A 26,120-nucleotide genomic window follows, 5' to 3' on the forward strand; every position below is an offset into this window, starting at 1 on the left:
TGGCGGCGGGCTAAATAAAAAAGGCCCACCGAAGTGAGCCTTAAAATTAATTGCTTTGTTTATTAGCTAACTGATAGCTCAAGACGCTTACCCAGAGCAGTAAGCGCTGCCTCGACTGTATCAATCTTTGTGTTATGGCCTAACGTGACAATCCGCTGAACCTCCTGTGGCTTAAGCCCCATTCGGCGCGCTAATTCAGCGTTAGTTATTCCGGTCTCAAGCATTGTGTTGAGCAGTAAAACCTTTGCCCACACACTCGCAGGAACTGACACTAAGTCATCACCCGAATCACTTGGCAGTGGAACCGGGCGATTATCTTCGAAGTAAAAATCAAACGCCGTTACCAGAGCGTCACGCGCCATCTCTAACGCTTCTTCTCTGGTTTCGCCCTGAGTTAATGCCTCTGGGATATCTGGGAAACTAACAAAGTACCCATCACCATCTTTCTGTAGTTTTACTGGATATCGCATATTTAATACGATGAACCTTTGCGAGTAACCAGCCCCTAAGGGCCGATTTATTATTTGATGCCTAACTGTTTGATTATCGCTTTCCTTAACGATTCCCCTAACTCTTTACTGGGGTGTCTTGGCATCACTGACTGCTTGCCTTGGTAGTAGAGTTTAAGATGATTCGTTCCGTTCTTAATCTCTACCCCTTGAGCTTCGAGCCATCTTCGAAACTCGCTCTGCTTCACCGCCTCCTCCTGTTTGTTTAACTTGAAATTATTATAAGCATTTTTGTTTATGCTTGCAAGTTAAATATAAACATTTTTGTTTATTTAATCAGAAGGCATTCGGCTGGATACTGTTTCACAACGATTGGATTAACCAATCCAGTACCCATGCGAATGTAGAATGCAAAAAGCCCCGGCGATTAACCGAGGCTTTAAAATTCGGGGCTGTGATAGTTAACCCTGCAACCGTATCAATGATAATGCAATCCTTGCACCAAGGTAGCTATCACAGCACTGAATAATTTACATTGCAATTATAAACAAACCTTAAACATAACCACCTTTACAGTGGGCATGACTCACAAAACCATAAATCCGTGAGCAATTAACTCAAGGGCTTGAATAGTTGCCGGTCTTTCCCGGCTGTCAGTTTTCATTGTAGATGAAATATGCTCAGCTTCTTTTGGACAGATGACCCTGGATGTCAGCCTGAGCATACTTCAAAATCAGTATACCCAATTAGAGGTAGATACATAAACAAAAAACCGCACGATGGCGAGGACTCTTTGAAGCCGGTTACGGTTCCGGCGTCAACACCTACCAATGTGCTGACCGCATACCTCTAAAATGCAAAAAGCCCCAGTAAATACCAGGGCTTTATAATTAATCGAACTATCTCGACAGTGACATCACAACTAAGTCACTCTACAGCAGGATTTTATTAATTTTATCTTGAATTTCTAGCTGCAATGACGGCGACTTAATCTCCCCATCTAGAGAGCTTTTGTCCATTAGCATGACATCAAGTCTCGCTCGTTCTGAAGGACCTAGCGTGCAATAAAACGCTGAAACTATCTTTTTTAGCGCCAATATTTCAAGCGTTATATGTGATGTAACGTCTGACATGCTTCATCTCCTAGTATCTACCATCATTACTAGGAGTATATATATGTCTTGTGGAAATGCTCCAATACAAATTGATACCAAGATTAATAATTTTTAGGGGGTTGCCGGTCTTTCCCGGCCGTCACTGCGTACAAGTGAAATATGCTCAGTTTCTTTTGGAAAGTCGATAGTGCGTATCAACCTGAGCATACCTCGAAATTAGTATACCCAATTAGCGGTGAAGACTGAAACAAAAAACCCCGCCGAAGCAAGGTCTTTTTAATTGTGTAAGCTACGTGACAAAGTAACCACTCTTAACACAATAATAGGTAAAATTCGTTACGAATAGCTTTTTATGCAATTTTTTCTATTTCAGATTTATATGTCCACTCATCCATTTCTAACTTGACCCCTGCCATCATCAGGCAAGCATCAACAAAGGTTTCTGCCATCATGAGTTTTAATCTAATCTTTCCTTCAGAACATTTCTGTTTTCTGGCTATTGCTGACTTTGATATCCCTTTTTTGTAGTGCTGTTCTATCAATTCATAATCTTCATCTCTCCCCGCCTTCTTCAGTCGGCCTATAGCTGCATCAACTAGCAGCCCGTCATTATCACAGCAAGACAATCGTGCTTTCGAGGTACTTGGTAAAAGCCCTTTGAATCCGGCTGCAATGGGGGAGTAACCAACGCCACTATCTTCATTTGCTGCCCAACCACCCCAGCGTTCTAATACCAACTGAATATCACGCATATTTATGGATACCCCTCTGAATCTCTGAACGTTACCCAATAAAAAAGCGAGCCGTATTTAATATACGACTCACTATTTATATTGATTAGCTATGTAGGTATATTACCATAATTCGTAACGAGAAAAGACATAATAACGCCAACATCAACCACAATAGCAGCACGTTAGGCGATGTTAATGTCATTATTTAATTATCTATCAACGCATCCCCTATATGCACGCCTATCAAATTGAGATATACCGCATCATTATCTGAGCCTGAAAAACTCTGATGTCGCTCACTTTGCAAATACCATTTCAATACTTCTAGTGCTTCTCGTTGATGACGAGGACGGATGATTTCAAGTTTCTTATCAAGATAGGTTTCACGGTCTGATATAGGGCCGTCACAATCATAACCATATCCACCAGGATCCATTTCTTTGCAAGCAGCATTACGCACCGTATATAACCATTGCCAATACTGAAATTCTCTTACAACATCAGACAGTGTATGAGGCTCTGGTAAAACCCCAGCGAAACCCTTTGACGCTTGCGCTCGCAGGTCCCATACCTCAGTAACTCGCTTACCCTCAATACATCCCTTCTTTTTTTCCTTAGGTGTCCAGCCAAAATCATTATCATAAATATCACCACAGACCATCTCCATGAGTTGTTCCGCTTTGGTAGGTTCCAATGCAGCTTCATAGCTGCCAAATGTCCCCCTGACCTCTGCTGCACGAGTAAATTGGATTCTGGCCCTGTCTATATAATGCTGCGGGTCGCCCATCATCATTGTGGAAAAGCTGGCAGTCCATCCCGCACCATTCGCCTCCAGATAACGGGTGTAATTATCACGAGCATCTTTGGGGGATATAGTCAGTTTGTGCAAAGCTTCTTCTGCCGCCGCAATATGTCCAGGTTCGCCGGTATTGATAACTTCCAACACCCATAAATAGGCGTCTGTCTGCCTGTCTCCCGTAATACGCCGCTGCACGGGTAACGGCTTTGGCACTATAAGTGCAGTGCTGTATTGCTTCTCTGGTATCGTAAACATCGCTGTATGCTCGGGATTATCAGCAAATAATCCAGACCGCTTACAGGCGCTTTTGACTGTGCTCAGATTCAAGTTAGTCATGTCAGCTATCCGTTTATAACCGATGCCTGATTGTTTAAGCCGAAATACCTCAGCACGTAATTCTTTTGTCATTCTCATGATATGCATACCCTGTATTCTTTTACTCTCTGTCAGGGCATTGGTGTAATACCCCGCCAGAGAGAATGATTTATCCGATTCAGGTCAGTTCAAATGGAGGCGACCTGCTTATTCCTCCAAATCATCTGGCATCATGAGCACCACAAAACGGGGTTGCTTACCGTCAATTCTGAGCGTTTTCTTGGTGATCCCCTTGCTCGGTTTATCCAACATACCGGCATCTGCCAGAACCTGAGCAAAAGCCACTGCATTAGCACCTACGGCTATCTCGTCGCGAAACACCGACGGGAAGGTATGGAATACCAATGTGTCGAGTCCCTGCTTTTTCTCCCGATACCCCGCTAAATCCTTTATTGGTAAATCTCGCGGATCCGTTTCAGGGTGTGGTAAATAACGGCTATAACCGAAGCGTTGCAAGAAAGACTCAGCCTGTTCCGCCCATGCTTTTGACTCTCGGTTCCCCATACCAAAATCATTAACCCATGCATTAAAGCCATGCTGTAAAGCATCACGACACTCTTGTTCATTCCAACTGGTAAGGTGTTTGGAAAGCAGCAAAGCGGCTTCCAGTATGGCGAACCTCGATGCAACACGGCGTACCTGCTCACTAGCTTCATCGGGTAATAATGCTATCCACCGACGTTCCGCATCCCTGACAGCTTGCGCTGTCGCCTCTTTCTGACTGGCTAGACATTTTATCCATGCCCGCCCTACCGCACCGTAGTGGTCTTTACAGGCATCTCGCATAGCATCTGCATGCGCTTTACCGTCCTTATAGCCATGGTATTCAGTTGCTTTGGTAATAGGGACATTTAATAACCGCACCAGTTGGCCAGCGTTTACTTTGCCACCATCAGCTCTGATATAACTTTCGAGATCGATCTCACCGGTACTGAATGCCATTGCGCGCCAGCGTTTCACATCCCGATTACCGCCCTCCTTGGCCCCCTGAATTTTGCCGACGCCGTTAAACAAAGCATAAGCAGCATCAGCAACTGCGCGTTTATTGCTGCCTTGCCCTATTTCATCCAGAGGCATAAATCCATCGTTATGTGCTGCTGCTTCGTTCACCAGCCCTAATGCTGTTGAGTACCAAGTGAGCTTCAGTGCTTCGGGTTCACCATAAACAGTGGTAGCTGCGTTACCCGTCGTGGTTTTACCTGCGGAGGAGCCACCGAATAAATGAACACCAAAACCATCCGCGCCAGCCAGACCAATGAGCGGAGCAGCAAAGGCACAGGCAATACCCAACATCATGGAGGGGTTGCCTCGAGCGAGTTTTGCCACGTTACTGCGCCAGCTCTCTGGCGTACCTTTAGTGGTGTAGCCTTTTGCCGCCGATGAACGGCCATTAAAGAGTACAGGGGTTGCAGGCGACCCAATCACCGAACCATCCGGCATAATGTATGCCCCACACTGCCAGCCAGTAGCATTGGCAACTGTCCAAAGCTGCCGCTCTCCACTACGTTGCAGATAATCAGCCAGTATTGCCCGTAACCCACTTTTAGCTGTGATAGACAAACCACCAGCCCGCAGCCGCGACCAACCTTCCCGTTCGCCAATATCACGCATGGGTAAAGCTTCTGAACGTTCGGTATTGCTACCCTCCGGCGTCCAACAGAGGATCAGGTACCGTTCGTTATCATCTTCACCTATCCCCGCAACGGATATCGGGTCACTCAGCCAGCTTTCTCTTTCCGTAATATTGCCGTTACTTTTATCCAGTTTGGGTTCAACCCAATACATGCCACCTTTACGCTCATCGACATAGGGACGTCTGACATCCTGAGGCTCCGCAACCGGAGGCTCCTCTTCTGCCAAAATATGTGGTTGATATAGCGAATCAGCGAACGCGGTAATGCTGGCGTCCAGCCCATACTGCTGGCGATAATCATCCCAATCGGCCTTATGATCTGTTGGTGGTAAGGCAACCCAACCATTCACCGCAGTAGCCGCTTTCTCAGCAGATTCTTTCCCAACATTCTTTTCACCGGGCTTAAGGTCGTTATCAGCAGCAATGATAATTTTCGCATCAGGCCAACGTTCCCGGCTGGTTTTCGCTATATGGATCAGATTCCCTTCATCAATGGCCGCCAGCACAGCCCCATCACTCAATAACGAAACGGTAACGCCGGTTGCGTTACCTTCTGCAATAAGTACCGTTACAACCGGCTCATTACTTGATATTGGTGGGAGTCTGACGGGAATGAACGAACCTTTCTTGATGGTTCCAGATATCAGACGTTTGGTGCCATCAGGCTTAATCACCTGTGCACCCGTTATAACGCCCTCCATCGTTTGCAGTACCAGCAACAAGGAACCATCACTCAGTAGGGCTTGGGAGGGGCTTGGAAGCCCCTTATTAAGTAGGTAGTGAGATTCGCCTGATACCGTTTTCGCCACCAGCTCCGCAACCTTATTCGCTATTGGTATGTCTGGCTGTGCGGGTTGTTTTACAGGCTTAGTGGATACCGGCATGGGTGAATTTAGAGCCATTCCCAGCGCATCAGCGACCATAATCGCCGCCTCAGTGGAGGTACATTGCTTAACTTTTTGTACCAGCTCGAGCCCATCACCGGCACCACACTGATTGCAAAAATGTGTCCCACGTCCATCCTGATCGTCAAATCGGAATCTGTCTTTGCCGCCACATGCCGGACAAGCAGAATGGTCACGAGGTCGTTCTGGTACATCTATACCGAGGTAACCAAGAATATCGCGCCAGCGGTGGGTGGCCTGAGCCGTCACTTCACGGATCATGTCGATGGAAGGTTTCATGCTGCACCGTCCTGACTGAATACCAGCCCATGCCGGTTATCATGAGGATTAGCCAAAGTCTCTACGACCGTAGCCTTCATGACTTCCGTCATTGTCTCGACGCCGTGCGGTGTCAATTTACTGTTATCTTTACTCAGCATCTGAGTGTAGGTTTCCACAAGGATCCGAGAACCGTCATCACGCCCGAATTCCTGAAAACAAAGCACTTCCAAAGAATGAATAAGGCAATTACAAATTGCTGCCTCAGTTAAATTTTCCAGAACAACAACCTTTCTAGAATTAATAATGACATTGGCAATGGATTCGCCTCTATTTCGTTTCTGACAATAAGCGATAAATGCCACTGCAATATGTTTACGATTTAATTCGATTGAATGATTCAGGTTCGTCATAAATATATCCTTTCCTTTCATCAGGCCGAGCGAGTCCCCAGCCTGATGGCTGTTATTTTTGAGATGTTGGAATGCTAACTAATTAAATACAGGGCATTTAGCTACTGGCTTTATCAAGGCGCTCCATTTTGTCCGGCCTCCCGCTCAAGCAAATGAACCGCAACTGGCCCGGCGAGATCAAGTGCTAGACCTAGTAATTCCTTTTCGTCAGTAGTATCTAATTCAACATTGGATTCAAACATCAACAGCAAGAGAGCATTTAATTGACCCGCCTTATGCGTGGCAATATCCAGAGGTACTGATTTATTGGCTTTCATAGCTACGCTCTCCCGATAAAGGTAAATTCAGCAACGAACCGCGCCAGTGGCATAATGCAGGGCGATGAATATCCGTCACGGCTAAAAGTAACGCGATTAAAGGCAACATTATCGACAGTGACCAATGAGCCATGACTGTCTTTGTAACGATCATTTGGCAGCGGTTCGCGCATAATTCACCCCCTCGATATTTTTCGCCGCTTTTTCAGCGCGATCCATAGCAATCCAAAGAAGTTCGTAACCCGTGTCGTTACCATCCTCACTAGCAATCAGCATTGAACTGACTTTTAAAATTGAAGCAATTTGACTGAGAAGATCGGAAACTTCGCAGGGCGCTAATTTATCCATGAGTCACCCCCATAACATCGGACAGATTAATGTTATGTACTGCCAACCATGCTTCGCGGGGCCATGATTTTACAGAGCCATACTGTGGATCAGGCACAATCTCAGGTTTAAAGCCATTTTCAAGACACCATTTTCGCAATGGATGCCACGCAAACTTCTGATGAGTCACATTTTCTACAGCTTTCACCGTGGCATGCTTTGTACTTTCCCCCAGCCGTTCTTCCAGTACACGACATTTGCGAGTGGCTGCACTTAGTTTGCCGAGAGCGCTGGCTTCACGTTTACGGCTAATCTGGCCTTTGGTACGAATAGCTTTGTCGGCGCGTTGCTTTTCAGCTAAACGGCCTTGCTCAGAGTCGATAGCCAACTTAAGGATTTCCAGACGACTGAGGTCGGGAATCGTTGCAGGTGCTGGCAATGCATCCCGTCGGGAGAAGTAAAACTCAGTGAGGTCGTTGAAGTAGTCCCACGCCTGATCCGTTTCTAACATCTTCGCGTGATTGGCCGCACCGCGTTCAGTCCAGAGCATAAGTGAGCGAGTTTTTGGTGAAATTTGCAGTTCGCTTAAAACTAGTCGCAAATTGTTGAGTTCAGTACCAACCACTTTGAAGAAATGCTTACCCTCAACAAAACGGGATTTATTTTCATGGTGGTTTTGCTGAATACGAATCACCGTTGTGCCATACCCAGCCGCAAGCTGCTCGGTGGTTGCCACACGCTGACCGCGATACTCAATAACCTGCAAATCTTTGGCCGCTAGCGGAGCCAGTTCAGTTTTTTTAGACATTGCACACCCCCTGCTCATTTTTCGCATCATGCTCTTCAAACCGTACGATGTTATGTACCGCCTCAGCCCACCAATACACCTGCAATCGTTGCTGCTCGTTCTCAATCAGAGGAATAACAACCGTCAACAAATGAAGCAGACCTTCTTTAACGCGAAGTAACCGAGTGCGGGATACATTCTCTCTGGTGTCAGGGATTGGCTTACCATGGCTGCCCATCAGTTCAGCAATCAGGGCTTGAGTTTCTTTGTATGAAGGTGGGTAGATATCATCCTCATCAAGGAGCTGCATGATGCTGGTGATCTGAACGTTGCTTAACCGGCGCTCTGTAGCCCCCAAGAGAACAGTGGCAGATGCTTTATCAAGGCTTTCAGCTTCACCACACCATGACAGTTTGAGAGCACCACCAGCAGCGTCTAATGCGCTAAATTCAACACGGTATTTTTTAAGCATTGCATACCCCCTGTGCAGGAATGCGGCCAGCAAAGGAAAGTACGAACTGACCAGCCAGAGAGCGGCGGGCATCTTGTTCAGAATGGGCGGTTACAGATTCACGGTGCGGCTTTGCGCTCAGGTCAGAACGGTGCACGGCGAGAAAGAGAAATTTAAAGCGAGTTGGGGTATGATTTAACATAGCTGCCTCGATATTCAGACTATCGTTGGTGGTAAGAGGCCCGGTTAGTGTTAGCGCACTTCCGGGCTTCGTTATTTCTTGAGCATCTAAAGCCCCAAGGTGGAACACACTATAAGCATCAACAGTGTTCCACTTCAACCATTTTATTAATTTATTTTTTGTGTATACTGTGTTCCACCAAATGATTGAGGATTCAGTAATGGCAACAGGTAGCGTTAATGCCAAATCACAAAAAATACATGCCAGAGTTCCGCATGAAGTTATTGATGAAGTTGAATTAGTGAAAGATGACGGTGAAAGTACCTCGCAATTTGTCGTGGCTGCTTTGCAAGGTGAGATCAAACGCCGTAAGCGCAAGAAGGCCAAAGAAGCACCAGAGGGCTGAATAGGCTTACTCACAGTAACTCTGTGACCTACGAAAATTTCGCAGGTACGGATATGCTGATTTGTTCCATCGTCCAGAGTTGGAGGTTGTTGATTTACCTCATAACTCAGATTTGAGGAATCATGATTTATCTTACAGTCCAGAACTGGACTGCGTTGATTTTCCTCATGAATCAAAAACGGCACCATCTCAAGGGTAGTGTTCTCAGCACTGCCCTTTTCTTTGCCTGTAACCTGCTGATTTTCATTGTTACATCCGTTTCGAATGACTACCGAACCTGCGTAACGGTAATGTTCAGCCGAACCCGAATACTGTTCGCCTTTGATTTCCCGACAAACGGACTGTGCGTTCTTCGAAAGAATCAATGAGTTAGCTAATTGTCCTGTTTCAGCACAATTAAGTTTAATCAACAGGTTACGCCGCACCGGTAAACTCGGTGAATTGCCGTTTTTGAGCGGCGCTTGCTGAGCCGAATATTTGGCTGAGTAGCAATCTCCATTAAATTCTGAAGATTGATGCAAGTTGCTTTTACTGGTACCTCCGAAAGTTTCGCAGTTTAAATTTTGAGCGTTACTATTGCCGCCCTTAAACAGGACTGAAATTGCTGGGGCTGTTAGTAAGTAACCGAAAGTCACCTGCAAAATTTTTTGCAACTGACCCGAAATTACCGGGTTAGTATCCGACTCGCTCAAAGATAGTCGGTTCAGGGTGGCTGCTTGAGTTATGGGCATCATGCCACCACCTCCACACGCAGACCTTTAGCTGTGTAGCCCTGAACTTGTTTACCATTCACACGAACCCGCTTTTTAGTCAGTAAACGGATGTGGTCGCCATATACATGAAGTAACTTCCCATCTAAAGCGACCTCGTTATAACCATATCGAGGCTTATGTGACACCTGCACAAATGGGTTGTAATCCCTGCTAGATAAGGGATCTGCTGGGCATACCCCCTTATCATTGCCAGTTACCCGATACAGCCAAAAGCTCTCTTTTTTCCCTGTCAACTTTCGCGTACGAACCGGAACATAGCCAGCTTTACGCATGGCAATACTGAACGCTGAATCATCGGGATAATACTGGCGACGAATATTGGCAGGGGCAGAAATAGCGAAACTTTGTTTAGTCCAATACTCCGTCCACTGGCTAACAAACTCGATAGGCAAGCCATTAACATTAATACCGCTGAGTACGATTTTGGGCTGAGTTTGGGTACTGCCAATTAAGGCATTTAATTTTTTCATGTTGAATTATCCTTCGTTAAATCATTTGGTAGCTGTAGCGATGGAAATCAAATGCTGGATTAAACCTAACGCAAATACACGCAACAAATGCACACCCTATATGCTTAATTAGGCGACCTCCTTGCGGGATTCAGCAATGCGTTGATTGATCCACTCGTCAATTTCGCTTTCAACGAAGGCAATGGAACGGGTACCGATTTTAATGGATTGAGGGAAGCGATTCTGGCTGATGAGACGGTAAAGCCAAGCCTTACTGTAACCAGTGCGGCGTTGGACTTCTGATAAGCGGATGAGTGATTGTGCGACTCGCTGCATATTGCCTTCCTATTGGTTTCATTTAACGTCACATGACGTCAGTAGACTCCAGAGAAGGCTAACTAATAATTACTGTATTTTATATGGCAAAGATACGTTCATATTTAACGCTAACGCCATCCCAAAACCATATGAAAAAATAGAGTTATTTACCGGACAAAGACCCATTAAAATCCATAGACTTTGTCCATTTTTAATTTTTTTACCATATCCCAACATCTTTGAATTGTTTTTCTATCAATATAATTTTCAACAAATTCTGCGTTTAAAAAAATTTGTGCACCTCTTACATGACTCTTTTTGGCATACATCAGAAATAATTTAAGTATCTCTACAGCGAGAGCTCTCTCTTTTAGAGTTTCATCCTTTCTAGATGTCAGTATAAAGTCACTCATTAAAGAAGCATTTTCCCCCATTCTCTCAAGGGAATTTTTTTCTGCTCCTCCCAAATTGGATAAACTAAAAAATGTAAAAACGGAATGTTCACTAAGTTTTAACAATTCATCGGTTAATATCTTATAAGTATCTAATGTTTTTTTCCCTTCACCATACGCTTTATATAATTCACCTGATAGATACCCCCAAATTATACGCAGTAACCAATTCTCAAACCTAGAGAAGTTATGGTCTCTATCCATCCACCCTGGATGTTTTTCGTTTAGAATATTGATCCATTTAGACTTATCCGTTTCAACTTCAGATTTTATATATTTTCTCACCAGTATTTTTAATTCGATATGTTTTTTTGGATCTATTACCTGTTGTATTGTTATACCGACGACATTCATACTTTTACTAATTGAACGGTCAGATATAATTTCACTCCAAATACTATTACACAATTGTAATTGCTCAGGAGAAATATACTCATCAATCCCTTCGTAAACAGCGAGCAAATACTCGTTCAAGTCATCATCACTTTTAATAAGGTCTATTGCTTCAAATGGGCTTATTAAACCTGGTCGGGTATAACTTAAATTTCTAATTTTACCTCTAGGTATCAACCAAATACGTTCTCGATCATCAAGAGAATCTAATAGCTTACAGCACCTTTCTAATTCACTCGGACTATGGGACAACTTCACATGCCACCTCACACCCTCTAGTGTTGGGGACTATGCCGGCCAGTAGAGGTGTACTGGTTTTCGGGGATCAGCCTAGGCACAGCCTTATTCTCTTGAGGTCTACTATAAATCACCACTGTATACTCGTCCAGCACCTACCCCACCGATGCACAGCATCACTTCACATTTTCACATCAAACTGTGGTGAGCAATTTCAGCTTATCAATTACAGGTTTAGGGTGATTTAGCTGAGAGAAAGCAAGATTTTCGGGAGATAACGCGATTAGGGTCGGTTCAAATGGCCTAAAGTCGGTTCAGGGTCGGTTCAAAAAATGAATTAATTAACTTATAAATCAACAAACTAAAATATTGAACCGACTGAACCTACTGAACCGACCCTTTTTTATTCCTCACGGAAGAGTTTTACCTAATAACTAATCTTTCGACTGACGTTCTCTGCAATCCATATAGTCGGCATACCACTGAAGCATTTCCCGACGGCCATCCAAATACTGGGCGTGATTGTAGGTGCCGCGAATGCTGTTCTTATCGACGTGGGCAAGTTGTAGCTCTATCCAGGCTGAGTTATATCCCTGCTCATGCAAAATGGTGCTCATGGTATGCCGGAAGCCGTGGCCAGTCGCTCTACCACTGTAACCAATGCGTCGAATGAGAAGATTCATTGTCATCTCACTGATTGGCTTATCACCAATCCCTCGCCCAGGAAATACAAACTCATATCCGCCACTGATAAGCTGAACTCGTCTCAGTAACTCCAGCGCTTGCTTCGATAGAGGGACTGCATGATTACGCCTCATTTTCATTCTTTCTGGCGGGATTTCCCAAAGGGCTTTATCCATATCAATTTCACGCCATACGGCCCCACGAAGCTCACCGGGTCTAAGCCCGGTAATAATCAGTAGCCTTAAAGCATTCTTTACCACTTCACTTCCACGATAACCATTTACGCCATGCAGAAATGCTGGCAACTCCTCTGCGGTGAGATGAGCATAGTTATCTCTTTTGTGTGGTTTAAGGGCGCTGGATAAGTCTGGTGCGGGGTTATATTCTGCTCTACCAGTAACAATGGCGTATTTCCATACTTCGGCACACCGCTGCCTGACCTTACGAACTTTCTCAGTAGCTCCACGGCGTTCCATTCTGGATAGTGCTTCTAATAGCTCGAGGGGTTTTATATCTTTAATGGGTCGATGCCCAATAAAGGGGAAAATATCTTTCTCAAATGCGCTCATCATGTCTTTGCTATACCCCTCAGACCAGCGTTCGACATTTCGCCCGTACCATTCTCTGGCTATTGCTTCAAATGTATTGGACTGCTCCAACAGTAGCGAACGTTTATTATCCTTGCGGACTTCACTTGGATTTTTACCGGCGGCAACCAGCTTTCGCATCTCATCACGTTTTTCTCTGGCCTCAGCCAAGGTGACTAATGGGTATGTGCCGAGAGATATCATTTTTGGCTTACCAGCAAATCGATAACGAAAGCGCCAGGCTTTTGAGCCATTGGGTTCAACAATGAGAGATAACCCAAAGCCATCCGTTACGCTATAGGGTTTAGCATCGGGTTTTGAACGCTTAATTTGAAGGTCGGAAAGTGGTGGCATGTGTATAGTTTTCCCTGCTGATGTGTAGAGCCACGATTAGCGCCGAAACTATACACAAAACTATGCACATGTGTATGTAGATTTAGGTTGATTTTAGTAGACGCTGGAATAACTGAAATGTTCTGTAAGTGCCGTGATGACTGACTTGAGTAGACTCTGGGAGAGGGTAGTAGAAGTTGAGTTGGCGGAGGAGGAGAGATTCGAACTCTCGAACGGTTTCCCGTCGACGGTTTTCAAGACCGTTGCCTTCAGCCACTCGGCCACCCCTCCGCAACGGACCGAACTATAAACAGAGCACTGTCGCTTGTAAAGCTTGTTTGTGTTTAATCGACCAAAAAGCCGCCATCTCAATATCGAATGATGAATTAATCATCATGGCCGCACACTTGCTGCCCAGCCCCTCTATTCTTTTAGCATCCTCTCGCGCTCGTGATGGGACGAACTCACAGATTATTTTGGGCTACAGTCAAAAATTTGCTAAATTGATGGCCGTTTTATTAGGTGAGTCACCGAGGTGATATGTTGGAGTTTGAAGGTCGGGCTATCGATACCGATGCGCAGGGCTATCTGAAAAACAGCGCAGACTGGAGCGAAGCTTTAGCGCCATTGCTGGCAGAACAAGAAGGTATTGTCCTCACCGAACCCCACTGGGAAGTGGTGCGTTTTGTGCGCGCTTTTTATCAAGAATTTAATACGTCACCCGCTATCCGCATGCTGGTCAAAGCCATGGCGCAGAAATATGGCGAGGAAAAAGGCAACAGTCGATATTTATATCGCTTGTTTCCCAAAGGCCCCGCAAAGCAGGCGACGAAAATTGCCGGTCTACCCAAACCCGTGAAATGCATCTAGCAGGCGGCAGACTTGCCGCCATTGAATAATGGGATGGAGGCGTTAAAGCGGTTAGTCATTCGTAGCGCAATAACCGTTAATAACGAATAGTAAAGGTTTCAAACGGCGTGATGGGATGGGGCTCAGTGAGCAAACGATCCACCCTCGCGCCTCGTGGCCCCCCTTGTTTTATCCACGCCAGCAAACTATCAACGGCATCTTGCTCACCGCAGGCCAACACCTCCACGCTACCGTCATCGCAATTTTTGGCGTATCCCGTCACCCCCAGTTTCTGGGCTTGACGTTGCGTACTGTAGCGAAAACCGACACCTTGAACGATGCCGTAAACATAAGCAGCTGTGCATACTGTTGCCATATCGACTCCTCATCTGCGCGATAATTTGCATTTTCCAGCTCATATTCCGGCAATACCGCACTTTTACCTCGCTGGCAGCCAACTCAATTATGGCCTCGAAATCCCCACTTCAACAGGCTATCCGTGCAAGATTGATCACCATCATCTCACAACCGGTAATTCAGCCCACCTGGTGGTATAAGCTGGCGATAGCATCTCGCGTTTCATCTGCCAGCCCTTTTGTATGCCCTGCCCAGCAAACCACACCTTACCCTTACCCGATTGATTAATCTCATCTAGCGCTGCCATTAACGCCGCACTGTTCGCTTTTGGCTGGTTATCATCAAATAACCCCAATTGGGCAATACCTTGACTGTAGAAATCACCCAGCATCACCCCGCCTTTTTGATATCGATAACCATCCTTCCATATCGCATCAAGGCAACTCAATGCCGCAGCGATAATGTCCCGTGAATCCTGTGTGGGAATATGAAGCTTAGTGCTCACTATGTTGCCATAGTAAGGTTCATTGGGTGCAAAAGGGCTGGTTTTGATAAAGGCTGATATATGCCTGCAATATTGATGTTCACCACGCAGCTTTTCCGCCGCACGCACCGCATACCCACAGATAGCTTCGCGCATGTCCTGATAACGGGTTATTCGCTCACCAAAGGACCGGCTACACACAATCTGCTGTTTTGTCGGAGCGAACTCTTCCAGCTCGAGACACTGTTCACCATTGAGTTCTCTGACGGTGCGCTCTAGCACGACATTGAAGTTTTTACGCACAAACTGCGAATGAGTGTCAGCCAACTGCAATGCCGTGTTGATGCCAAGCTGATTCAACTTTTTACCCATGCGACGACCAATACCCCAGATATCTTGAACTGGCGTTATGGCAAGTAATTTCCGCTGCCTGACAGGATCGGATAAATCCAACACGCCACCGGTCTTACTCCACTGCTTGGCGGCATGATTTGCCAGCTTAGCCAGCGTTTTAGTTTGGGCAATTCCTACACCGACAGTGAGGCCTGTCCATTGTAGTGCCCGTTGCCGAACTTCCCGACCAAACTGATCCAGACTCATGCAATGATTGACCCCAGACACGTTCAGAAATGCCTCATCAATTGAATATATCTCCATGGCCGGCGACATAGATTCCAACACAGTCATAACCCGATTAGACATATCAGCATAAAGCTCATAGTTGCTGCTGAATGTCACCACACCATATTTCTGGATCAGATTGCGCATCTTGAAATACGGCTCACCCATTTTAATACCCACTAATTTGGCTTCACGGCTACGCGCGATGACACAACCATCGTTGTTTGAAAGGACGATTATCGGTTTCCCCTGTAAGTCTGGCCGGAATACAGACTCACAGGACGCATAAAAGAATTAACGTCAGCGAGGGCAAACATTTGTAGCCTCGTTTATGACGTATCTCACCACACCAAATGTTTCTAAATCATCTCCACTATCATTCAAAACGATAGGTGCATAATCGGGGTTCATCGCCTCTAGCTGTACAACAGGATGTAAGCACAGTTTTTTTACAGTGAACTCCCCACCAACAGACGCAATAATAATATCTCCATGTTGTGCCGTGATACTCCGATCTACCACCAACAGAGAACCATCATAGATCCCCGCCCCCGTCATTGAATGACCCGACACGCGCACGAAATAAGTCGCTGCAGGGTGAGCAATACATAGCTCGTTCAGATCCAATGGTCGTTCGACATAATCTGCCGCAGGGCTTGGGAAACCTGCCGGAATCGTCTCGTTAAACAACGGGATAAGAACGACTTCACGCAACGGGGAGAGTGGGTAAAAAATCATCATTCACACCTACAATACAACTGTATATGCATACAGTTTAATCGGTAGGATTTTTCTTGTGAAGTATGAAATTGATGAGATCGGGTAAGTTTTTGGATACTGAGGAAAGATAGTTTTAAGCCGGAAGTTTTTTGCGCCCATTATCAGGCGTTGAGTGGGAAGGGTCGCCGCCATCATTCCATGAGATACGAAGTTTAGCCGCAAGGCTGTATACTGACGCCAAAGGCGGTGAGTTCGCCCAACATTGACTAGGACACAAGTCAGCCCAAATGACAGCCAAGTATCAGGATAGTCGAGGTAGTGAGTGGGATGACATTGCTATATGATTGTGACCTTATTTTGATTGATAATGACTTATCAATTATAACATTTTGATTTTAAAAGAATATTATGATGCGCTTATTTCTTGCTAAAGGACGTGAAAAATCCTTACTTCGTCGCCATCCGTGGATTTTCTCTGGGGCAGTTCAGCGCCTTGAAGGCAGCGCCCTTCCCGGTGAAACCATTGATATCCTTGATAGCCAAGGCAAATGGTTGGCACGTGCCGCCTATTCACCTGAATCACAAATCCTGGCACGAGTGTGGACGTTCCAACAAGATGAAGTCGTCGATCGTGAATTCTTTATCCGCCGGTTGCAGCAAGCACAAAGCTGGCGAGATTGGCTGGCGCAACGGGATGGTTTGAATGGCTACCGTTTAATCGCCGGTGAGTCTGATGGCCTACCCGGTATCACTATCGACCGTTTCCAAAACTTCCTTGTCTTGCAGTTACTCTCTGCCGGTGCCGAATATCAACGTTCGACGCTGATCAGCGCCCTGCAAGCCTGCTATCCAGAATGCTCTATCTATGACCGTTCTGATGTTTCAGTGCGTAAAAAAGAGGGTTTACCACTGACCCAAGGGACAGTACTCGGCGAAATGCCACCAGCCCTGTTACCTATCACCGAAAACGGTATGCAGATACTGGTTGATATCCAACACGGCCATAAGACCGGTTTTTATTTAGATCAGCGTGATAGTCGGCTCGCTGCACGTAATTATGCCGAAGGTCGCCGCGTTCTGAACTGCTTCTCTTATACCGGTGCCTTTGCTGTAGCTGCGCTAATGGGGAATTGCCAACAAGTTATCAGTGTCGATACGTCGCAATCCGTGTTAGACATTGCGAAGCAGAATGTAGAACTGAACCAGTTAGATCTTAGCAAAGCTGAGTTCGTCCGCGATGATGTGTTCCAACTGCTGCGCCACTACCGCACGCAAGGGGAAAAGTTTGACATGATCATCATGGACCCACCAAAATTTGTGGAAAACAAAAGCCAATTGGCCAGCGCCTGCCGTGGCTATAAAGACATTAATATGTTAGCAATACAGTTACTACGCCCAGGCGGGATCTTATTAAGCTTCTCCTGTTCTGGATTGATGCCAACAGATTTATTCCAAAAAATCTTGGCGGATGCTGCGTTAGATGCAGGTCATGATATACAATTTATAGAACAGTTCCGCCAGGCAGCAGATCATCCGGTTATTGCTACCTATCCGGAAGGTTTGTACCTGAAAGGGTTTGCATGTCGGATAGTGTGACTTGAAATACCCCATAATGCCCTCATATAGAGGGCAGAGTAATGTTTCTCAGGAGGTTATCATGATCGCCAGCAAATTTGGTATTGGTCAGCAAGTTCGCCACAGCCTGCACGGCTATTTGGGTGTGGTAATTGATATCGATCCTGAATATTCTCTTGAGCCACCTGAACCTGATGAAGTTGCAAACAATGATACTTTGCGTTCATCACCTTGGTATCACGTGGTCATTGAGGATGAAGAGGGGCAACCGGTACACACTTACCTCGCTGAAGCACAACTGACATATGAGGATATTGATGCGCATCCCGAACAACCATCATTAGATGAACTGGCTGCGTCAATTCGCCATCAGTTACAGGCCCCACGCCTGCGCAATTGATTAACAGCATACCCAATCTTCAATGCATATGATAAAGCCCGGCACTCACTGCCGGGTTTTTTATTGCGATGCTCTTATAGCGGAGAATCACGCTAATCAGCACACGAAAAGCTCTATTTTTCTAGCCCCAGTCGCGGGATCTCAATTTTTGGGCAACGGTCCATAACCACCTTTAAACCAGCATCGGCAGCCAATGTTGCCGCTAACTCATTGATAACGCCTATCTGCAACCATAATACTTTGGCCCCAATAGCTATTGCCTCTTGCGCGACACCATAGGCAGCCTCTGTGTTGCGGAAGACATCCACCATATCAATCTCATCAGGAATATCGGCTAATTCAGCGTAAACCTGCTGCCCTAGTAACGTTTTCCCAGCCAATTTAGGGCTAACAGGGATAACTTGATACCCCTGCTGGAGCAAATAAGCCATAACACCGTAGCTGGGACGCGATGGGTTATCGCTTGCCCCAACTAACGCAATTGTCTTTACCTGCTGGAGAATCTCTGCAATGTCTTTATCGTGCATTTTCAGTTCCTCTGATGCGCTAAAAGAATGTTCCTAGCCATTTGCATTTGGATGGATTTAGAAAAGTTAGAAGATCGCCTAAGTGTATATCATGCTAAAAAACGCGGTTAAACACGGTCTAATTGATTTCGCTTAATAGACATAACATTAATAGTTGTTAGATTACTTATTTTATCTTTATAATTCATTAAGATAAACATGACAGACTCATGCCGAATATTACAAACGGTAAATAAATGTGGGCGCACGGAAAGACTTTGACACATTATCTCGCCTGTCTGACAATGTAAGTGGATATCGCCTTCAGGAGCAACACATGAAATTTGGTCTGGTGGTCGCAGGGATTTTGGCCGTTTGCTTTAGTGCTTCAGCACTCGCCACGACCTTAAAACTTGCACCGGAAATTGACCTGTTGGTGGTCGATGGCAAAAATATGTCTGGCTCTTTACTCAAGGGGGCCGACAGTTTGGAGCTAAACAGCGGGCAGCATCAGATTCTGTTCAAAGTGGCAAAACCATTACCGGCAGAACCGAAAATATTGTACACCTCCCCCCCATTGGTCGTGGTGTTCAATACTCGTAACGTTCGCTCCGTCGCCATAAAATTGCCGGTTATTGATTCCGAACGAGATGGGCATAAGTTCTCGAAAAAACCCGAGTTTCAACTTATCGGCGATAATGGTCGCCCATTGATCGTGCGCCATGATGTACTGCATGAAGAAAACCTTGGCGCAGCCATCACACTTGAAACAGCAATGGCCACCTATAATGTGGGTCAACACAGCGCATCTGTTCCTTCATTTGCCACCATTCCGCCTTCACCAGCAAGTGCTGTGCCTGGTACTACTATTGCAGTCGCAGGAACAAATGCAGCGCAGAAAACCACTCGCCTGCAAGGTGAGAATGTGGCTGAACAGATGCTGCAATACTGGTTCTTACAAGCTGATGCCGAAACTCAGCAACGCTTCCTGATTTGGGCCAAAAAACCACCGACAAAATAACCACGTTGTTTTGGCCGTTTTTAAACATCAGGTTATGCTTGTTTCTTCGCATTTCTTTGCGTTAACGCTATGCACAAAATATCCATTTCAGTAATCTGTCAGTAAACCGCTAGCTCTTACTGAAGGATATTTTGATGGAACTCACCACCCGCACGATGGCGGCACGTAAGCATATTGCCCTTGTCTCCCATGACCACTGCAAAAAATCACTGCTCGAATGGGTGATGGAAAACAGAGATCTTTTAGCGCAGCACGAACTGTATGCAACTGGCACCACGGGCAATCTGGTACAGAATGCGACCGGGATTGACGTCCACTGTTTGCTCAGTGGTCCAATGGGCGGGGATCAGGAAGTCGGTGCGCTGATATCTGAAAAGAAAATCGATATTTTGATTTTCTTTTGGGACCCACTGAACGCCGTACCTCATGATCCCGATGTCAAAGCACTGCTGCGTTTAGCAACTGTCTGGAATATACCGGTCGCCACTAACCGCTCAACCGCAGATTTCTTAATTGGTTCAGCACTGTTTCATGGCGAAGTGACCATTGCTATCCCTGATTATGATCGCTACTTAAAGCAGCGTCTGAAATAACCATCAAGCCCGGTGATAAAACACCGGGCTAAATCTTAGCTAGGGTTTGCGCTGGCTCGGGACACCCAGTTCACTGAGTTGATCAATAAATACGGAGGGGTTAGACGTATCTTGCAGTAACCAGACTTGATGTTTTGCTCGGGTCATGGCGACATAAAGCAAGCGCCGCTCTTCCGCATCAGCAAAATCCTCAGGTGCCGGTAGCAATACATCTTCCAGAATGGATTCTCGTGCCACAGCAGGAAAACCGTCATTCCCTTCATGCAAACCCGCAATGATCACATACTCCGCCTGCTGCCCTTTACTGGCATGAATAGTCATAAAATCAATGTTCAGTTTGGGCCAACGTGTAGCTGCTTTTTGCAAGATTTCAGGGCGTAAATGATGATAGCGCGCCAATATCAGGATACGTTCGTCATCCTTAACGAAACCACTTAACTTATCTAGCAGCGCTTCAAGTTGATCGTTCGGTAAAATCATCACTGACTTTTTATTGCCTTTGCTCAGGCTATTCAGTGGTTTTTTTAATTGGTAGGGATTTTGCTGAATAAATCGATTCGCAATTTCACCAATACGGTCGTTAAAGCGATAGGTCGTATCCAATGCACACTCCGCCCCTTCGCCGAAATTCTGGCTGAACGCAGTGGTCAGTGAAAGCTCTGCACCACTGAATCGGTAGATTGCCTGCCAATCATCACCGACAGCAAACAAGCAAGTTTGCTTATTTTGTTTACGCAAAGCGGTCAGTAACATAGCTCGCTGCGGCGAGATATCCTGAAATTCATCAACTAAGATATGCTTCCAAGGACTGACAAAGCGCCCTTTATCCAACAAGTTTACCGCCTGATGAATCAGCCCCGAGAAATCAACCGCACCCTCTTCTTTTAATGCTGTTTTCCATGCTTTAAGTAAAGGGGCCATTAACCGTATACGCTTCTGAAAGAGATCTCGTATTTCTTCATCAGCTTGCTCAATCATTTCGGCTTGGCTACCACCATGCATGCGCATCAGCCCTAACCAACGCTCGAGTCGCCCAGCCAAACGTGCAGCAAGCCGTTTATCTTGCCAAAAATCACCGTCGGCGACATCCCATTCCAGCTCATCAGTCAGCCATTCACGCCAGCCTTTCGCTTGGGCTTTTTTCTCGCTGCACTGCTGCTGCCAATGCTTAATGAGTAGCGACCTTCTGGCTTGACTATCAGACTCCAACTTGCTGATAGCAGGGGTTTTACGACTACCCTGCTGAATAATATGCAATGCAAGCGCATGGAATGTCTTGGCCTGAATATCATCCACCGCCAAGCGTTCTTTGATACGGCTATTCATTTCATCAGCCGCTTGGCGACCGAATGCCAACAGTAAGATTTGCTCTGGTAACGCATCATTGCGGCGTAATAGCCAACCTGCACGGGCCACCAGCACCGATGTTTTACCACTACCCGCACCAGCCAGCACCAATACCGAATCTTCGCCATTGACCACTGCGCGGCTCTGCGATTCATTTAGTGGTGAACTTTCAACACTCTGGAAGAATTCTTGGTGCACCTCGAGCATTCGCTGCGTCCATTGCTGATTGCGACGATCAACGCTGCGGCGACCTTGCTGTAACCAACGCAAACAAAGTTCATAATCTGCGCGACAAGACTCAAATTCCGCCAGCCGTTGTACCGGCATCGGTAACGCGGCAAAAGCCTCACGGATAGCATCTTGCAACTGACCTAATTCACTACGTTTGAACCATTTATCTTGCTGCTCAATTCGCTTAATTGACTCAACTTGCTTATGCAAAACCTCAACACAGACCAGGCTCATCTCCTCACTCCATTGCTGCCAGATGCCCAGTAAATGATGATAAAAACGCTGAGTCTCTTGCCATTCAGTACCATGCAAGCGCACAACTTGCTGATTTGGCAATTCAAACTCCATCTCACCCCAGACAATACCGCGCTTGCATTGGATGTTAACCAACTGGTTAAAAGGGATCAGGTACTGATGTTTATCACCGCATACTTCGATGCCCGCATTCAGCAAGCGAACCCGATTATAGGGATGCTGGGCCAGATGCTTGCCAAAAGATGTCGCCTTAAGTTCCATATCTGCGCGCCATAACTCGTATTAAGTGAATTGAAATAACATAGTGGAGTGTAAATAAAATAATTGAGTTTAAACAACAGGTATCCGATAGTTGAAGCAGGAAACTATCCCGTGTTATGCATATATACTGGATAGTCTGTGTTGTTACTCACCCGCATTGCGGTTTTTTTATTCAGTAAGGCAGATAAATCACTATGCGTACTGTATTGAACGTCCTTAATTTTGTATTAGGTGGTTTTTTCACCACTCTCGGTTGGCTATTAGCCACCGTGGTGAGCGTTATCTTAATTTTCACCTTACCACTAACCCGCTCTTGCTGGGAAATTACTAAGCTATCATTTCTTCCTTATGGTAATGAGGCGATCCATGTCAATGAATTATACCCAGAAAAAAGTAATGCTCTGCTAACTGCGGGCGGTTCTTTATTAAATATTGTCTGGTTTGTTTTATTCGGCTGGTGGCTATGTCTATCCCATATTGTCACCGGTATTGTGCAATGCATAACCATTATCGGTATCCCTGTAGGGATCGCCAATTTTAAAATTGCGGCTATCGCATTATGGCCAGTGGGTCGCCGTGTCGTTTCAGTCGAAGTGGCGCAGCAGGCCAGAATCGCCAATGCTCAACGCCAATTTCAGCAACGTTGATCTTTCAGTTTTAGAGGTTTTTTGTGCTCAATTTCGTCACTGGTTTACGCCGTTATGTCTACAATAGTAGCCTGCTTTATCATGTCCGAATTTTTATCGCATTAGCAGGCGTAACGGCAGTTCCATGGTGGATTGATCAACCTAAACTGACGATTCCGCTCACATTGGGTGTCGTTGCTGCAGCATTAACGGATTTGGATGACCGCCTCGCTGGGCGGTTACGTAATCTCTTTATTACGCTAATCTGTTTTTTTGTCGCATCGGCCTCCATAGAACTTTTATTTCCCTACCCTTGGTTTTTTGCCCTCGGTCTGACCCTATCAACTTGCGGTTTTATACTGCTGGGCGCATTAGGCCAACGTTATGCGACCATTGCTTTTGGCGCATTGTTGATTGCCATCTACACCATGCTGGGGACTTCTATGTATCAGATTTGGTATCAGCAGCCCCTACTACTGATACTGGGTGCCGTCTGGTACAACCTATTAACGCTTTGCGGCCATCTTATCTTTCCTATTCGCCCCTTACAGGACAATTTGGCCCGCTGTTATCAGCAGCTCGCACGCTATTTAGAAGCTAAGGCCAATTTATTTGACCCCGATCTTGAACCTGATGTCGATCAGCCCATTATTGATGTGGCGATGGCGAACGGAACATTAGTCACAACATTAAATCAGGCCAAAGCTTCGCTGGTGACGCGATTGAAAGGTGACCGAGGACAACGTGGGACTCGGCGAACCCTTCATTATTATTTTGTCGCGCAAGATATTCATGAGCGAGCCAGTTCATCGCATGTCCAATACCAAGCATTGCGCGAGAAATTCCGTTACAGCGATGTTCTCTTTCGTTTTCAGCGCTTATTGAACATGCAAGCCAGAGCCTGTATGCAGCTCTCACAATCCATACTAATGCGGCAAAAGTATCAACATGACCCTCGTTTCGAACGTGCCTTCACTTTTTTAGATGCTGCATTGGCCAGAGAGCTCGCTAATAATGAACACGCGCAGCAAGTTAAGGCGCTATCACATTTACTGAAAAACTTGCGGGCAATTGATGCACAACTGGCGGGAATTGAGTCAGAACAGGACTTAGCAGAAGACCCTCAACCAGAAAGCCGTTTATCTGACGATCGTCTGACTGGGTGGAGTGATATCAAGCTACGGATTAGCCGCCACCTGACACCAAAATCAGCACTGTTTCGCCATGCTATTCGGATGTCCCTTGTACTCTGTGTCGGCTATGCCTTTATCCAAGTTACCGGCATGCGCCACGGTTATTGGATCTTGCTAACCAGCCTGTTTGTCTGCCAACCCAACTATAATGCTACCCGTCGCCGCCTCGCACTTCGTATCATCGGGACGTTAGCTGGGATACTCATTGGCTTACCTATCCTCTATTTTGTGCCCTCTATTGAAGGGCAGTTAATCCTGATCGTCATTACGGGTGTATTGTTTTTTGCCTTCCGCAATGTTCAATATGCCCACGCCACAATGTTCATCACCTTATTGGTTTTGCTCTGCTTTAACTTGTTAGGCGAAGGATTTGAAGTCGCTGCACCACGTGTATTCGATACCTTACTCGGATGTGCTATTGCCTGGGTTGCCGTGAGTTTTATCTGGCCAGACTGGAAGTTCCGTCAACTCCCGACCGTCGTTCACAAAACATTGAATGCGAACTGCCGCTATCTCGATGCTATTTTGGTGCAATATTATCAAGGCAAAGATAATAGTCTGCCCTACCGTATTGCGCGCCGAGATGCACATAATTGCGATGCCGAACTCGCTTCTGTCATTTCAAATATGTCCGCTGAGCCCAAAAACAATCCAGAAACCCAAGAAGCAGCATTCCGCTTACTCTGCCTAAACCACACCATGCTCAGTTATATTTCTGCATTAGGTGCTCACCGCGAGAAACTGACGAATACGGCCACATTGAATTTACTCAATGATGCTATTTGTTATGTCGAGGGCACACTTGAGCAAGAGCAACCTGACAGCACACAAATGTCTCAAGTATTAACCGGCTTATCTACCCGGCTGCAAGAGTGCAATCCTGAGCCGGAGAGTAAAGACCAATTGGTGTTGCAGCAGATTGGCTTACTGCTTGAACTGTTACCTGAACTGAGTGAACTGAATAAACGTATCAGTCAGACCGGATAACTTTGTCTATCAGACAATAAAAGCGCCATGGGCTGATTTTTATTAGCCCATGATCAGGCTGTTTCATACATTGCGCCGATGTGTATTTCAAACCATTCAATCAGCTCAACTCGTATCATTAGTGGCAGAGCAGCGTAGTGATAGCCACTAATAGCCCCCGCTAGCGACAATAATATGTTTATCCCGAGCGAGCCTCGCAAAGCGCGTAATTTAAGGTAACACCGCTTTGCGCCTTCAAGGCGTAAATCTGATGCATTTTTGATACCGACTCGCCATAACAGGCGTTCGAGGCTGGCGCTCAGATTAGGTAAATCCTTCAGCCGAACAGTTGGCCCTTTTTTGCTTAAAATCTCAGTTTTAGCTTCTTCGTAAGCCCGCTTGGCAAAATGGCATAATGTCCGTTCGTCATCCCAAAGATAAGTATCCACCCTGTAATAGCGCAGTAGGATCGGCGCTCCGCGTTTGGCATAAACAAGGTTCGTCATCCCTCTGGCACGAAAGACTCCCTCGACCTGATCATTCGCCCGCAAATACAGTTCTCCCTCAGAAACGACCGCAAACATAATCCCATTAGCCAATAGGCTATAGCCGCCAAATTGTGAGCGGACCGTGATCTGACCTAAAAAATCAAAACAATCTCGTGCTTGCATGATTTTGTTTTCTGATGCGTTTTTCATGACTACTCCTTTAGTAAAAATCCGAACTAACGTCCCTATTC

General features: G+C 45.9%; 30 protein-coding genes, 1 tRNA gene and 1 pseudogene. 8 read left to right on the top strand and 24 right to left on the bottom strand.

Translation table 11 applies throughout. The features are described from left to right. Window positions 1–62: 62 nt before the first annotated feature. The 13 genes from DA391_RS14040 to DA391_RS24510 form a co-directional block, all read right to left on the bottom strand. Window positions 63–470, bottom strand: coding sequence for a type II toxin-antitoxin system HicB family antitoxin (locus DA391_RS14040; protein WP_050879014.1), 408 nt, complete (start codon window positions 468–470; stop codon window positions 63–65). Between the two features lie 50 nt (window positions 471–520). Continuing rightward, entirely contained in the window at window positions 521–697 is a 177-nt protein-coding gene (locus DA391_RS14045; RefSeq protein ID WP_050879015.1) for a type II toxin-antitoxin system HicA family toxin, read from the bottom strand. 684 nt (window positions 698–1,381) lie between these two features. Next, complete coding sequence (locus DA391_RS14050) at window positions 1,382–1,582, bottom strand: hypothetical protein (protein ID WP_019210745.1); 201 nt, start codon at window positions 1,580–1,582, stop codon at window positions 1,382–1,384. 332 nt (window positions 1,583–1,914) lie between these two features. Then, window positions 1,915–2,316 carry an antiterminator Q family protein gene (locus DA391_RS14055; RefSeq protein WP_108087887.1) on the bottom strand — a complete coding sequence of 134 codons (402 nt, stop codon included), beginning with the start codon at window positions 2,314–2,316 and terminating at the stop codon, window positions 1,915–1,917. Between the two features lie 187 nt (window positions 2,317–2,503). Further along, window positions 2,504–3,520 carry a hypothetical protein gene (locus DA391_RS14060; protein WP_108087888.1) on the bottom strand — a complete coding sequence of 339 codons (1,017 nt, stop codon included), beginning with the start codon at window positions 3,518–3,520 and terminating at the stop codon, window positions 2,504–2,506. A gap of 99 nt (window positions 3,521–3,619) precedes the next feature. Next, window positions 3,620–6,289, bottom strand: a complete 2,670-nt coding sequence (locus DA391_RS14065; RefSeq protein WP_108087889.1) for a TOPRIM and DUF927 domain-containing protein — start codon at window positions 6,287–6,289, stop codon at window positions 3,620–3,622. Then, window positions 6,286–6,681, bottom strand: a complete 396-nt coding sequence (locus DA391_RS14070; RefSeq protein WP_032898470.1) for a hypothetical protein — start codon at window positions 6,679–6,681, stop codon at window positions 6,286–6,288. Before DA391_RS14070 ends, DA391_RS14065 begins: the two co-directional genes overlap by 4 nt. A gap of 113 nt (window positions 6,682–6,794) precedes the next feature. Beyond that, window positions 6,795–6,998, bottom strand: coding sequence for a hypothetical protein (locus tag DA391_RS14075; RefSeq protein ID WP_108087890.1), 204 nt, complete (start codon window positions 6,996–6,998; stop codon window positions 6,795–6,797). 2 nt (window positions 6,999–7,000) lie between these two features. After that, on the bottom strand, window positions 7,001–7,171 hold the full coding sequence (locus DA391_RS14080; RefSeq protein ID WP_049602772.1) for a DUF4222 domain-containing protein: 171 nt from the start codon (window positions 7,169–7,171) through the stop codon (window positions 7,001–7,003). Further along, complete coding sequence (locus DA391_RS14085; RefSeq protein ID WP_049602771.1) at window positions 7,149–7,346, bottom strand: hypothetical protein; 198 nt, start codon at window positions 7,344–7,346, stop codon at window positions 7,149–7,151. Before DA391_RS14085 ends, DA391_RS14080 begins: the two co-directional genes overlap by 23 nt. Beyond that, window positions 7,339–8,133, bottom strand: coding sequence for an ORF6N domain-containing protein (locus tag DA391_RS14090; protein WP_049602770.1), 795 nt, complete (start codon window positions 8,131–8,133; stop codon window positions 7,339–7,341). The genes DA391_RS14085 and DA391_RS14090 overlap by 8 nt, the downstream gene beginning before the upstream one ends. Further along, entirely contained in the window at window positions 8,126–8,584 is a 459-nt protein-coding gene (locus tag DA391_RS24505; RefSeq protein ID WP_240624738.1) for a hypothetical protein, read from the bottom strand. The genes DA391_RS14090 and DA391_RS24505 overlap by 8 nt, the downstream gene beginning before the upstream one ends. Further along, window positions 8,577–8,765: a host cell division inhibitor Icd-like protein gene (locus DA391_RS24510; protein ID WP_240624740.1), complete on the bottom strand. Its 189-nt coding sequence runs from the start codon at window positions 8,763–8,765 to the stop codon at window positions 8,577–8,579. The genes DA391_RS24505 and DA391_RS24510 overlap by 8 nt, the downstream gene beginning before the upstream one ends. Window positions 8,766–8,964: 199 nt before the next feature. Between DA391_RS24510 and DA391_RS24515 the strand changes: the two genes are divergently transcribed. After that, window positions 8,965–9,150, top strand: coding sequence for a YlcI/YnfO family protein (locus DA391_RS24515; RefSeq protein ID WP_049614860.1), 186 nt, complete (start codon window positions 8,965–8,967; stop codon window positions 9,148–9,150). A gap of 730 nt (window positions 9,151–9,880) precedes the next feature. Here the strand turns inward: DA391_RS24515 and DA391_RS14105 are convergent. From DA391_RS14105 to DA391_RS14125, 5 genes are all read right to left on the bottom strand, one after another. Next, window positions 9,881–10,393: a hypothetical protein gene (locus DA391_RS14105; protein WP_108087892.1), complete on the bottom strand. Its 513-nt coding sequence runs from the start codon at window positions 10,391–10,393 to the stop codon at window positions 9,881–9,883. 108 nt (window positions 10,394–10,501) lie between these two features. Further along, entirely contained in the window at window positions 10,502–10,708 is a 207-nt protein-coding gene (locus tag DA391_RS14110; protein WP_108087893.1) for a helix-turn-helix transcriptional regulator, read from the bottom strand. A 167-nt stretch (window positions 10,709–10,875) separates the two neighbouring features. Continuing rightward, entirely contained in the window at window positions 10,876–11,793 is a 918-nt protein-coding gene (locus DA391_RS14115; protein WP_108087894.1) for a hypothetical protein, read from the bottom strand. Window positions 11,794–12,206: 413 nt separating this feature from the next. Next, complete coding sequence (locus tag DA391_RS14120) at window positions 12,207–13,397, bottom strand: tyrosine-type recombinase/integrase (RefSeq protein WP_108087895.1); 1,191 nt, start codon at window positions 13,395–13,397, stop codon at window positions 12,207–12,209. A 182-nt stretch (window positions 13,398–13,579) separates the two neighbouring features. Next, window positions 13,580–13,667: transfer RNA gene (locus DA391_RS14125), tRNA-Ser, on the bottom strand. Window positions 13,668–13,916: 249 nt separating this feature from the next. Between DA391_RS14125 and tusE the strand changes: the two genes are divergently transcribed. Continuing rightward, entirely contained in the window at window positions 13,917–14,246 is a 330-nt protein-coding gene (gene tusE, locus DA391_RS14130; protein WP_049605313.1) for a sulfurtransferase TusE, read from the top strand. A 76-nt stretch (window positions 14,247–14,322) separates the two neighbouring features. Here tusE and yccX read toward each other — a convergent pair whose 3' ends face one another. From yccX to umuD, 3 genes and pseudogenes are all read right to left on the bottom strand, one after another. Then, a complete protein-coding gene (gene yccX, locus DA391_RS14135; protein ID WP_050286051.1) occupies window positions 14,323–14,601 on the bottom strand; it encodes an acylphosphatase in 279 nt (92 codons plus the stop codon). A 141-nt stretch (window positions 14,602–14,742) separates the two neighbouring features. After that, window positions 14,743–16,004: pseudogene (locus tag DA391_RS14140) on the bottom strand (Y-family DNA polymerase). Next, the gene (umuD, locus tag DA391_RS14145) at window positions 15,988–16,425 is read right to left on the bottom strand and encodes a translesion error-prone DNA polymerase V autoproteolytic subunit (protein WP_050081473.1); all 438 of its coding nucleotides are present in this window, start codon (window positions 16,423–16,425) and stop codon (window positions 15,988–15,990) included. Before umuD ends, DA391_RS14140 begins: the two are co-directional and overlap by 17 nt. 387 nt (window positions 16,426–16,812) lie before the next feature. Between umuD and rlmI the strand changes: the two genes are divergently transcribed. Both rlmI and hspQ read left to right on the top strand, forming a co-directional pair. Beyond that, window positions 16,813–18,003: a 23S rRNA (cytosine(1962)-C(5))-methyltransferase RlmI gene (gene rlmI, locus DA391_RS14155; RefSeq protein WP_172440364.1), complete on the top strand. Its 1,191-nt coding sequence runs from the start codon at window positions 16,813–16,815 to the stop codon at window positions 18,001–18,003. Between the two features lie 61 nt (window positions 18,004–18,064). Next, window positions 18,065–18,382, top strand: coding sequence for a heat shock protein HspQ (hspQ, locus tag DA391_RS14160; protein ID WP_050081471.1), 318 nt, complete (start codon window positions 18,065–18,067; stop codon window positions 18,380–18,382). 113 nt (window positions 18,383–18,495) lie between these two features. On the opposite strand, the gene DA391_RS14165 is transcribed toward hspQ, so the two are convergent. Continuing rightward, the gene (locus DA391_RS14165) at window positions 18,496–18,909 is read right to left on the bottom strand and encodes a CoA-binding protein (RefSeq protein ID WP_019209546.1); all 414 of its coding nucleotides are present in this window, start codon (window positions 18,907–18,909) and stop codon (window positions 18,496–18,498) included. Window positions 18,910–19,225: 316 nt separating this feature from the next. On the opposite strand from DA391_RS14165, the gene DA391_RS14170 reads away from it, so the two are divergent. Both DA391_RS14170 and DA391_RS14175 read left to right on the top strand, forming a co-directional pair. Further along, window positions 19,226–19,909, top strand: a complete 684-nt coding sequence (locus DA391_RS14170) for a DUF2057 family protein (RefSeq protein WP_167398177.1) — start codon at window positions 19,226–19,228, stop codon at window positions 19,907–19,909. A gap of 134 nt (window positions 19,910–20,043) precedes the next feature. Continuing rightward, window positions 20,044–20,502, top strand: a complete 459-nt coding sequence (locus DA391_RS14175; protein ID WP_108087896.1) for a methylglyoxal synthase — start codon at window positions 20,044–20,046, stop codon at window positions 20,500–20,502. 39 nt (window positions 20,503–20,541) lie between these two features. Here DA391_RS14175 and helD read toward each other — a convergent pair whose 3' ends face one another. Then, window positions 20,542–22,596: a DNA helicase IV gene (helD, locus tag DA391_RS14180; protein ID WP_108087897.1), complete on the bottom strand. Its 2,055-nt coding sequence runs from the start codon at window positions 22,594–22,596 to the stop codon at window positions 20,542–20,544. A 194-nt stretch (window positions 22,597–22,790) separates the two neighbouring features. On the opposite strand from helD, the gene DA391_RS14185 reads away from it, so the two are divergent. Both DA391_RS14185 and yccS read left to right on the top strand, forming a co-directional pair. Then, a complete protein-coding gene (locus tag DA391_RS14185; protein WP_042806371.1) occupies window positions 22,791–23,243 on the top strand; it encodes a YccF domain-containing protein in 453 nt (150 codons plus the stop codon). A gap of 23 nt (window positions 23,244–23,266) precedes the next feature. Beyond that, window positions 23,267–25,402, top strand: coding sequence for a YccS family putative transporter (yccS, locus tag DA391_RS14190; protein WP_050878985.1), 2,136 nt, complete (start codon window positions 23,267–23,269; stop codon window positions 25,400–25,402). 53 nt (window positions 25,403–25,455) lie between these two features. Here the strand turns inward: yccS and DA391_RS14195 are convergent, their stop codons facing one another. Then, on the bottom strand, window positions 25,456–26,079 hold the full coding sequence (locus tag DA391_RS14195; RefSeq protein WP_050081465.1) for a TfoX/Sxy family DNA transformation protein: 624 nt from the start codon (window positions 26,077–26,079) through the stop codon (window positions 25,456–25,458). Window positions 26,080–26,120 lie beyond the last annotated feature (41 nt).

The sequence above is a fragment of the Yersinia massiliensis genome (assembly GCF_003048255.1).
GTDB lineage: Bacteria > Pseudomonadota > Gammaproteobacteria > Enterobacterales > Enterobacteriaceae > Yersinia > Yersinia massiliensis_A.

Bases quoted from the DNA above. Each gene is read 5' to 3' on its own strand.
- DA391_RS14040 (WP_050879014.1), bottom strand. From the start codon at position 470: ATGCGATATCCAGTAAAACTACAGAAAGATGGTGATGGGTACTTTGTT.
- DA391_RS14050 (WP_019210745.1), bottom strand. From the start codon at position 1,582: ATGTCAGACGTTACATCACATATAACGCTTGAAATATTGGCGCTAAAA.
- DA391_RS14055 (WP_108087887.1), bottom strand. From the start codon at position 2,316: ATGCGTGATATTCAGTTGGTATTAGAACGCTGGGGTGGTTGGGCAGCA.
- DA391_RS14060 (WP_108087888.1), bottom strand. From the start codon at position 3,520: ATGCATATCATGAGAATGACAAAAGAATTACGTGCTGAGGTATTTCGG.
- DA391_RS14065 (WP_108087889.1), bottom strand. From the start codon at position 6,289: ATGAAACCTTCCATCGACATGATCCGTGAAGTGACGGCTCAGGCCACC.
- DA391_RS14070 (WP_032898470.1), bottom strand. From the start codon at position 6,681: ATGACGAACCTGAATCATTCAATCGAATTAAATCGTAAACATATTGCA.
- DA391_RS14075 (WP_108087890.1), bottom strand. From the start codon at position 6,998: ATGAAAGCCAATAAATCAGTACCTCTGGATATTGCCACGCATAAGGCG.
- DA391_RS14080 (WP_049602772.1), bottom strand. From the start codon at position 7,171: ATGCGCGAACCGCTGCCAAATGATCGTTACAAAGACAGTCATGGCTCA.
- DA391_RS14085 (WP_049602771.1), bottom strand. From the start codon at position 7,346: ATGGATAAATTAGCGCCCTGCGAAGTTTCCGATCTTCTCAGTCAAATT.
- DA391_RS14090 (WP_049602770.1), bottom strand. From the start codon at position 8,133: ATGTCTAAAAAAACTGAACTGGCTCCGCTAGCGGCCAAAGATTTGCAG.
- DA391_RS24505 (WP_240624738.1), bottom strand. From the start codon at position 8,584: ATGCTTAAAAAATACCGTGTTGAATTTAGCGCATTAGACGCTGCTGGT.
- DA391_RS24510 (WP_240624740.1), bottom strand. From the start codon at position 8,765: ATGTTAAATCATACCCCAACTCGCTTTAAATTTCTCTTTCTCGCCGTG.
- DA391_RS24515 (WP_049614860.1), top strand. From the start codon at position 8,965: ATGGCAACAGGTAGCGTTAATGCCAAATCACAAAAAATACATGCCAGA.
- DA391_RS14105 (WP_108087892.1), bottom strand. From the start codon at position 10,393: ATGAAAAAATTAAATGCCTTAATTGGCAGTACCCAAACTCAGCCCAAA.
- DA391_RS14110 (WP_108087893.1), bottom strand. From the start codon at position 10,708: ATGCAGCGAGTCGCACAATCACTCATCCGCTTATCAGAAGTCCAACGC.
- DA391_RS14120 (WP_108087895.1), bottom strand. From the start codon at position 13,397: ATGCCACCACTTTCCGACCTTCAAATTAAGCGTTCAAAACCCGATGCT.
- tusE (WP_049605313.1), top strand. From the start codon at position 13,917: ATGTTGGAGTTTGAAGGTCGGGCTATCGATACCGATGCGCAGGGCTAT.
- yccX (WP_050286051.1), bottom strand. From the start codon at position 14,601: ATGGCAACAGTATGCACAGCTGCTTATGTTTACGGCATCGTTCAAGGT.
- umuD (WP_050081473.1), bottom strand. From the start codon at position 16,425: ATGATTTTTTACCCACTCTCCCCGTTGCGTGAAGTCGTTCTTATCCCG.
- hspQ (WP_050081471.1), top strand. From the start codon at position 18,065: ATGATCGCCAGCAAATTTGGTATTGGTCAGCAAGTTCGCCACAGCCTG.
- DA391_RS14165 (WP_019209546.1), bottom strand. From the start codon at position 18,909: ATGCACGATAAAGACATTGCAGAGATTCTCCAGCAGGTAAAGACAATT.
- DA391_RS14170 (WP_167398177.1), top strand. From the start codon at position 19,226: ATGAAATTTGGTCTGGTGGTCGCAGGGATTTTGGCCGTTTGCTTTAGT.
- DA391_RS14175 (WP_108087896.1), top strand. From the start codon at position 20,044: ATGGAACTCACCACCCGCACGATGGCGGCACGTAAGCATATTGCCCTT.
- helD (WP_108087897.1), bottom strand. From the start codon at position 22,596: ATGGAACTTAAGGCGACATCTTTTGGCAAGCATCTGGCCCAGCATCCC.
- DA391_RS14185 (WP_042806371.1), top strand. From the start codon at position 22,791: ATGCGTACTGTATTGAACGTCCTTAATTTTGTATTAGGTGGTTTTTTC.
- DA391_RS14195 (WP_050081465.1), bottom strand. From the start codon at position 26,079: ATGAAAAACGCATCAGAAAACAAAATCATGCAAGCACGAGATTGTTTT.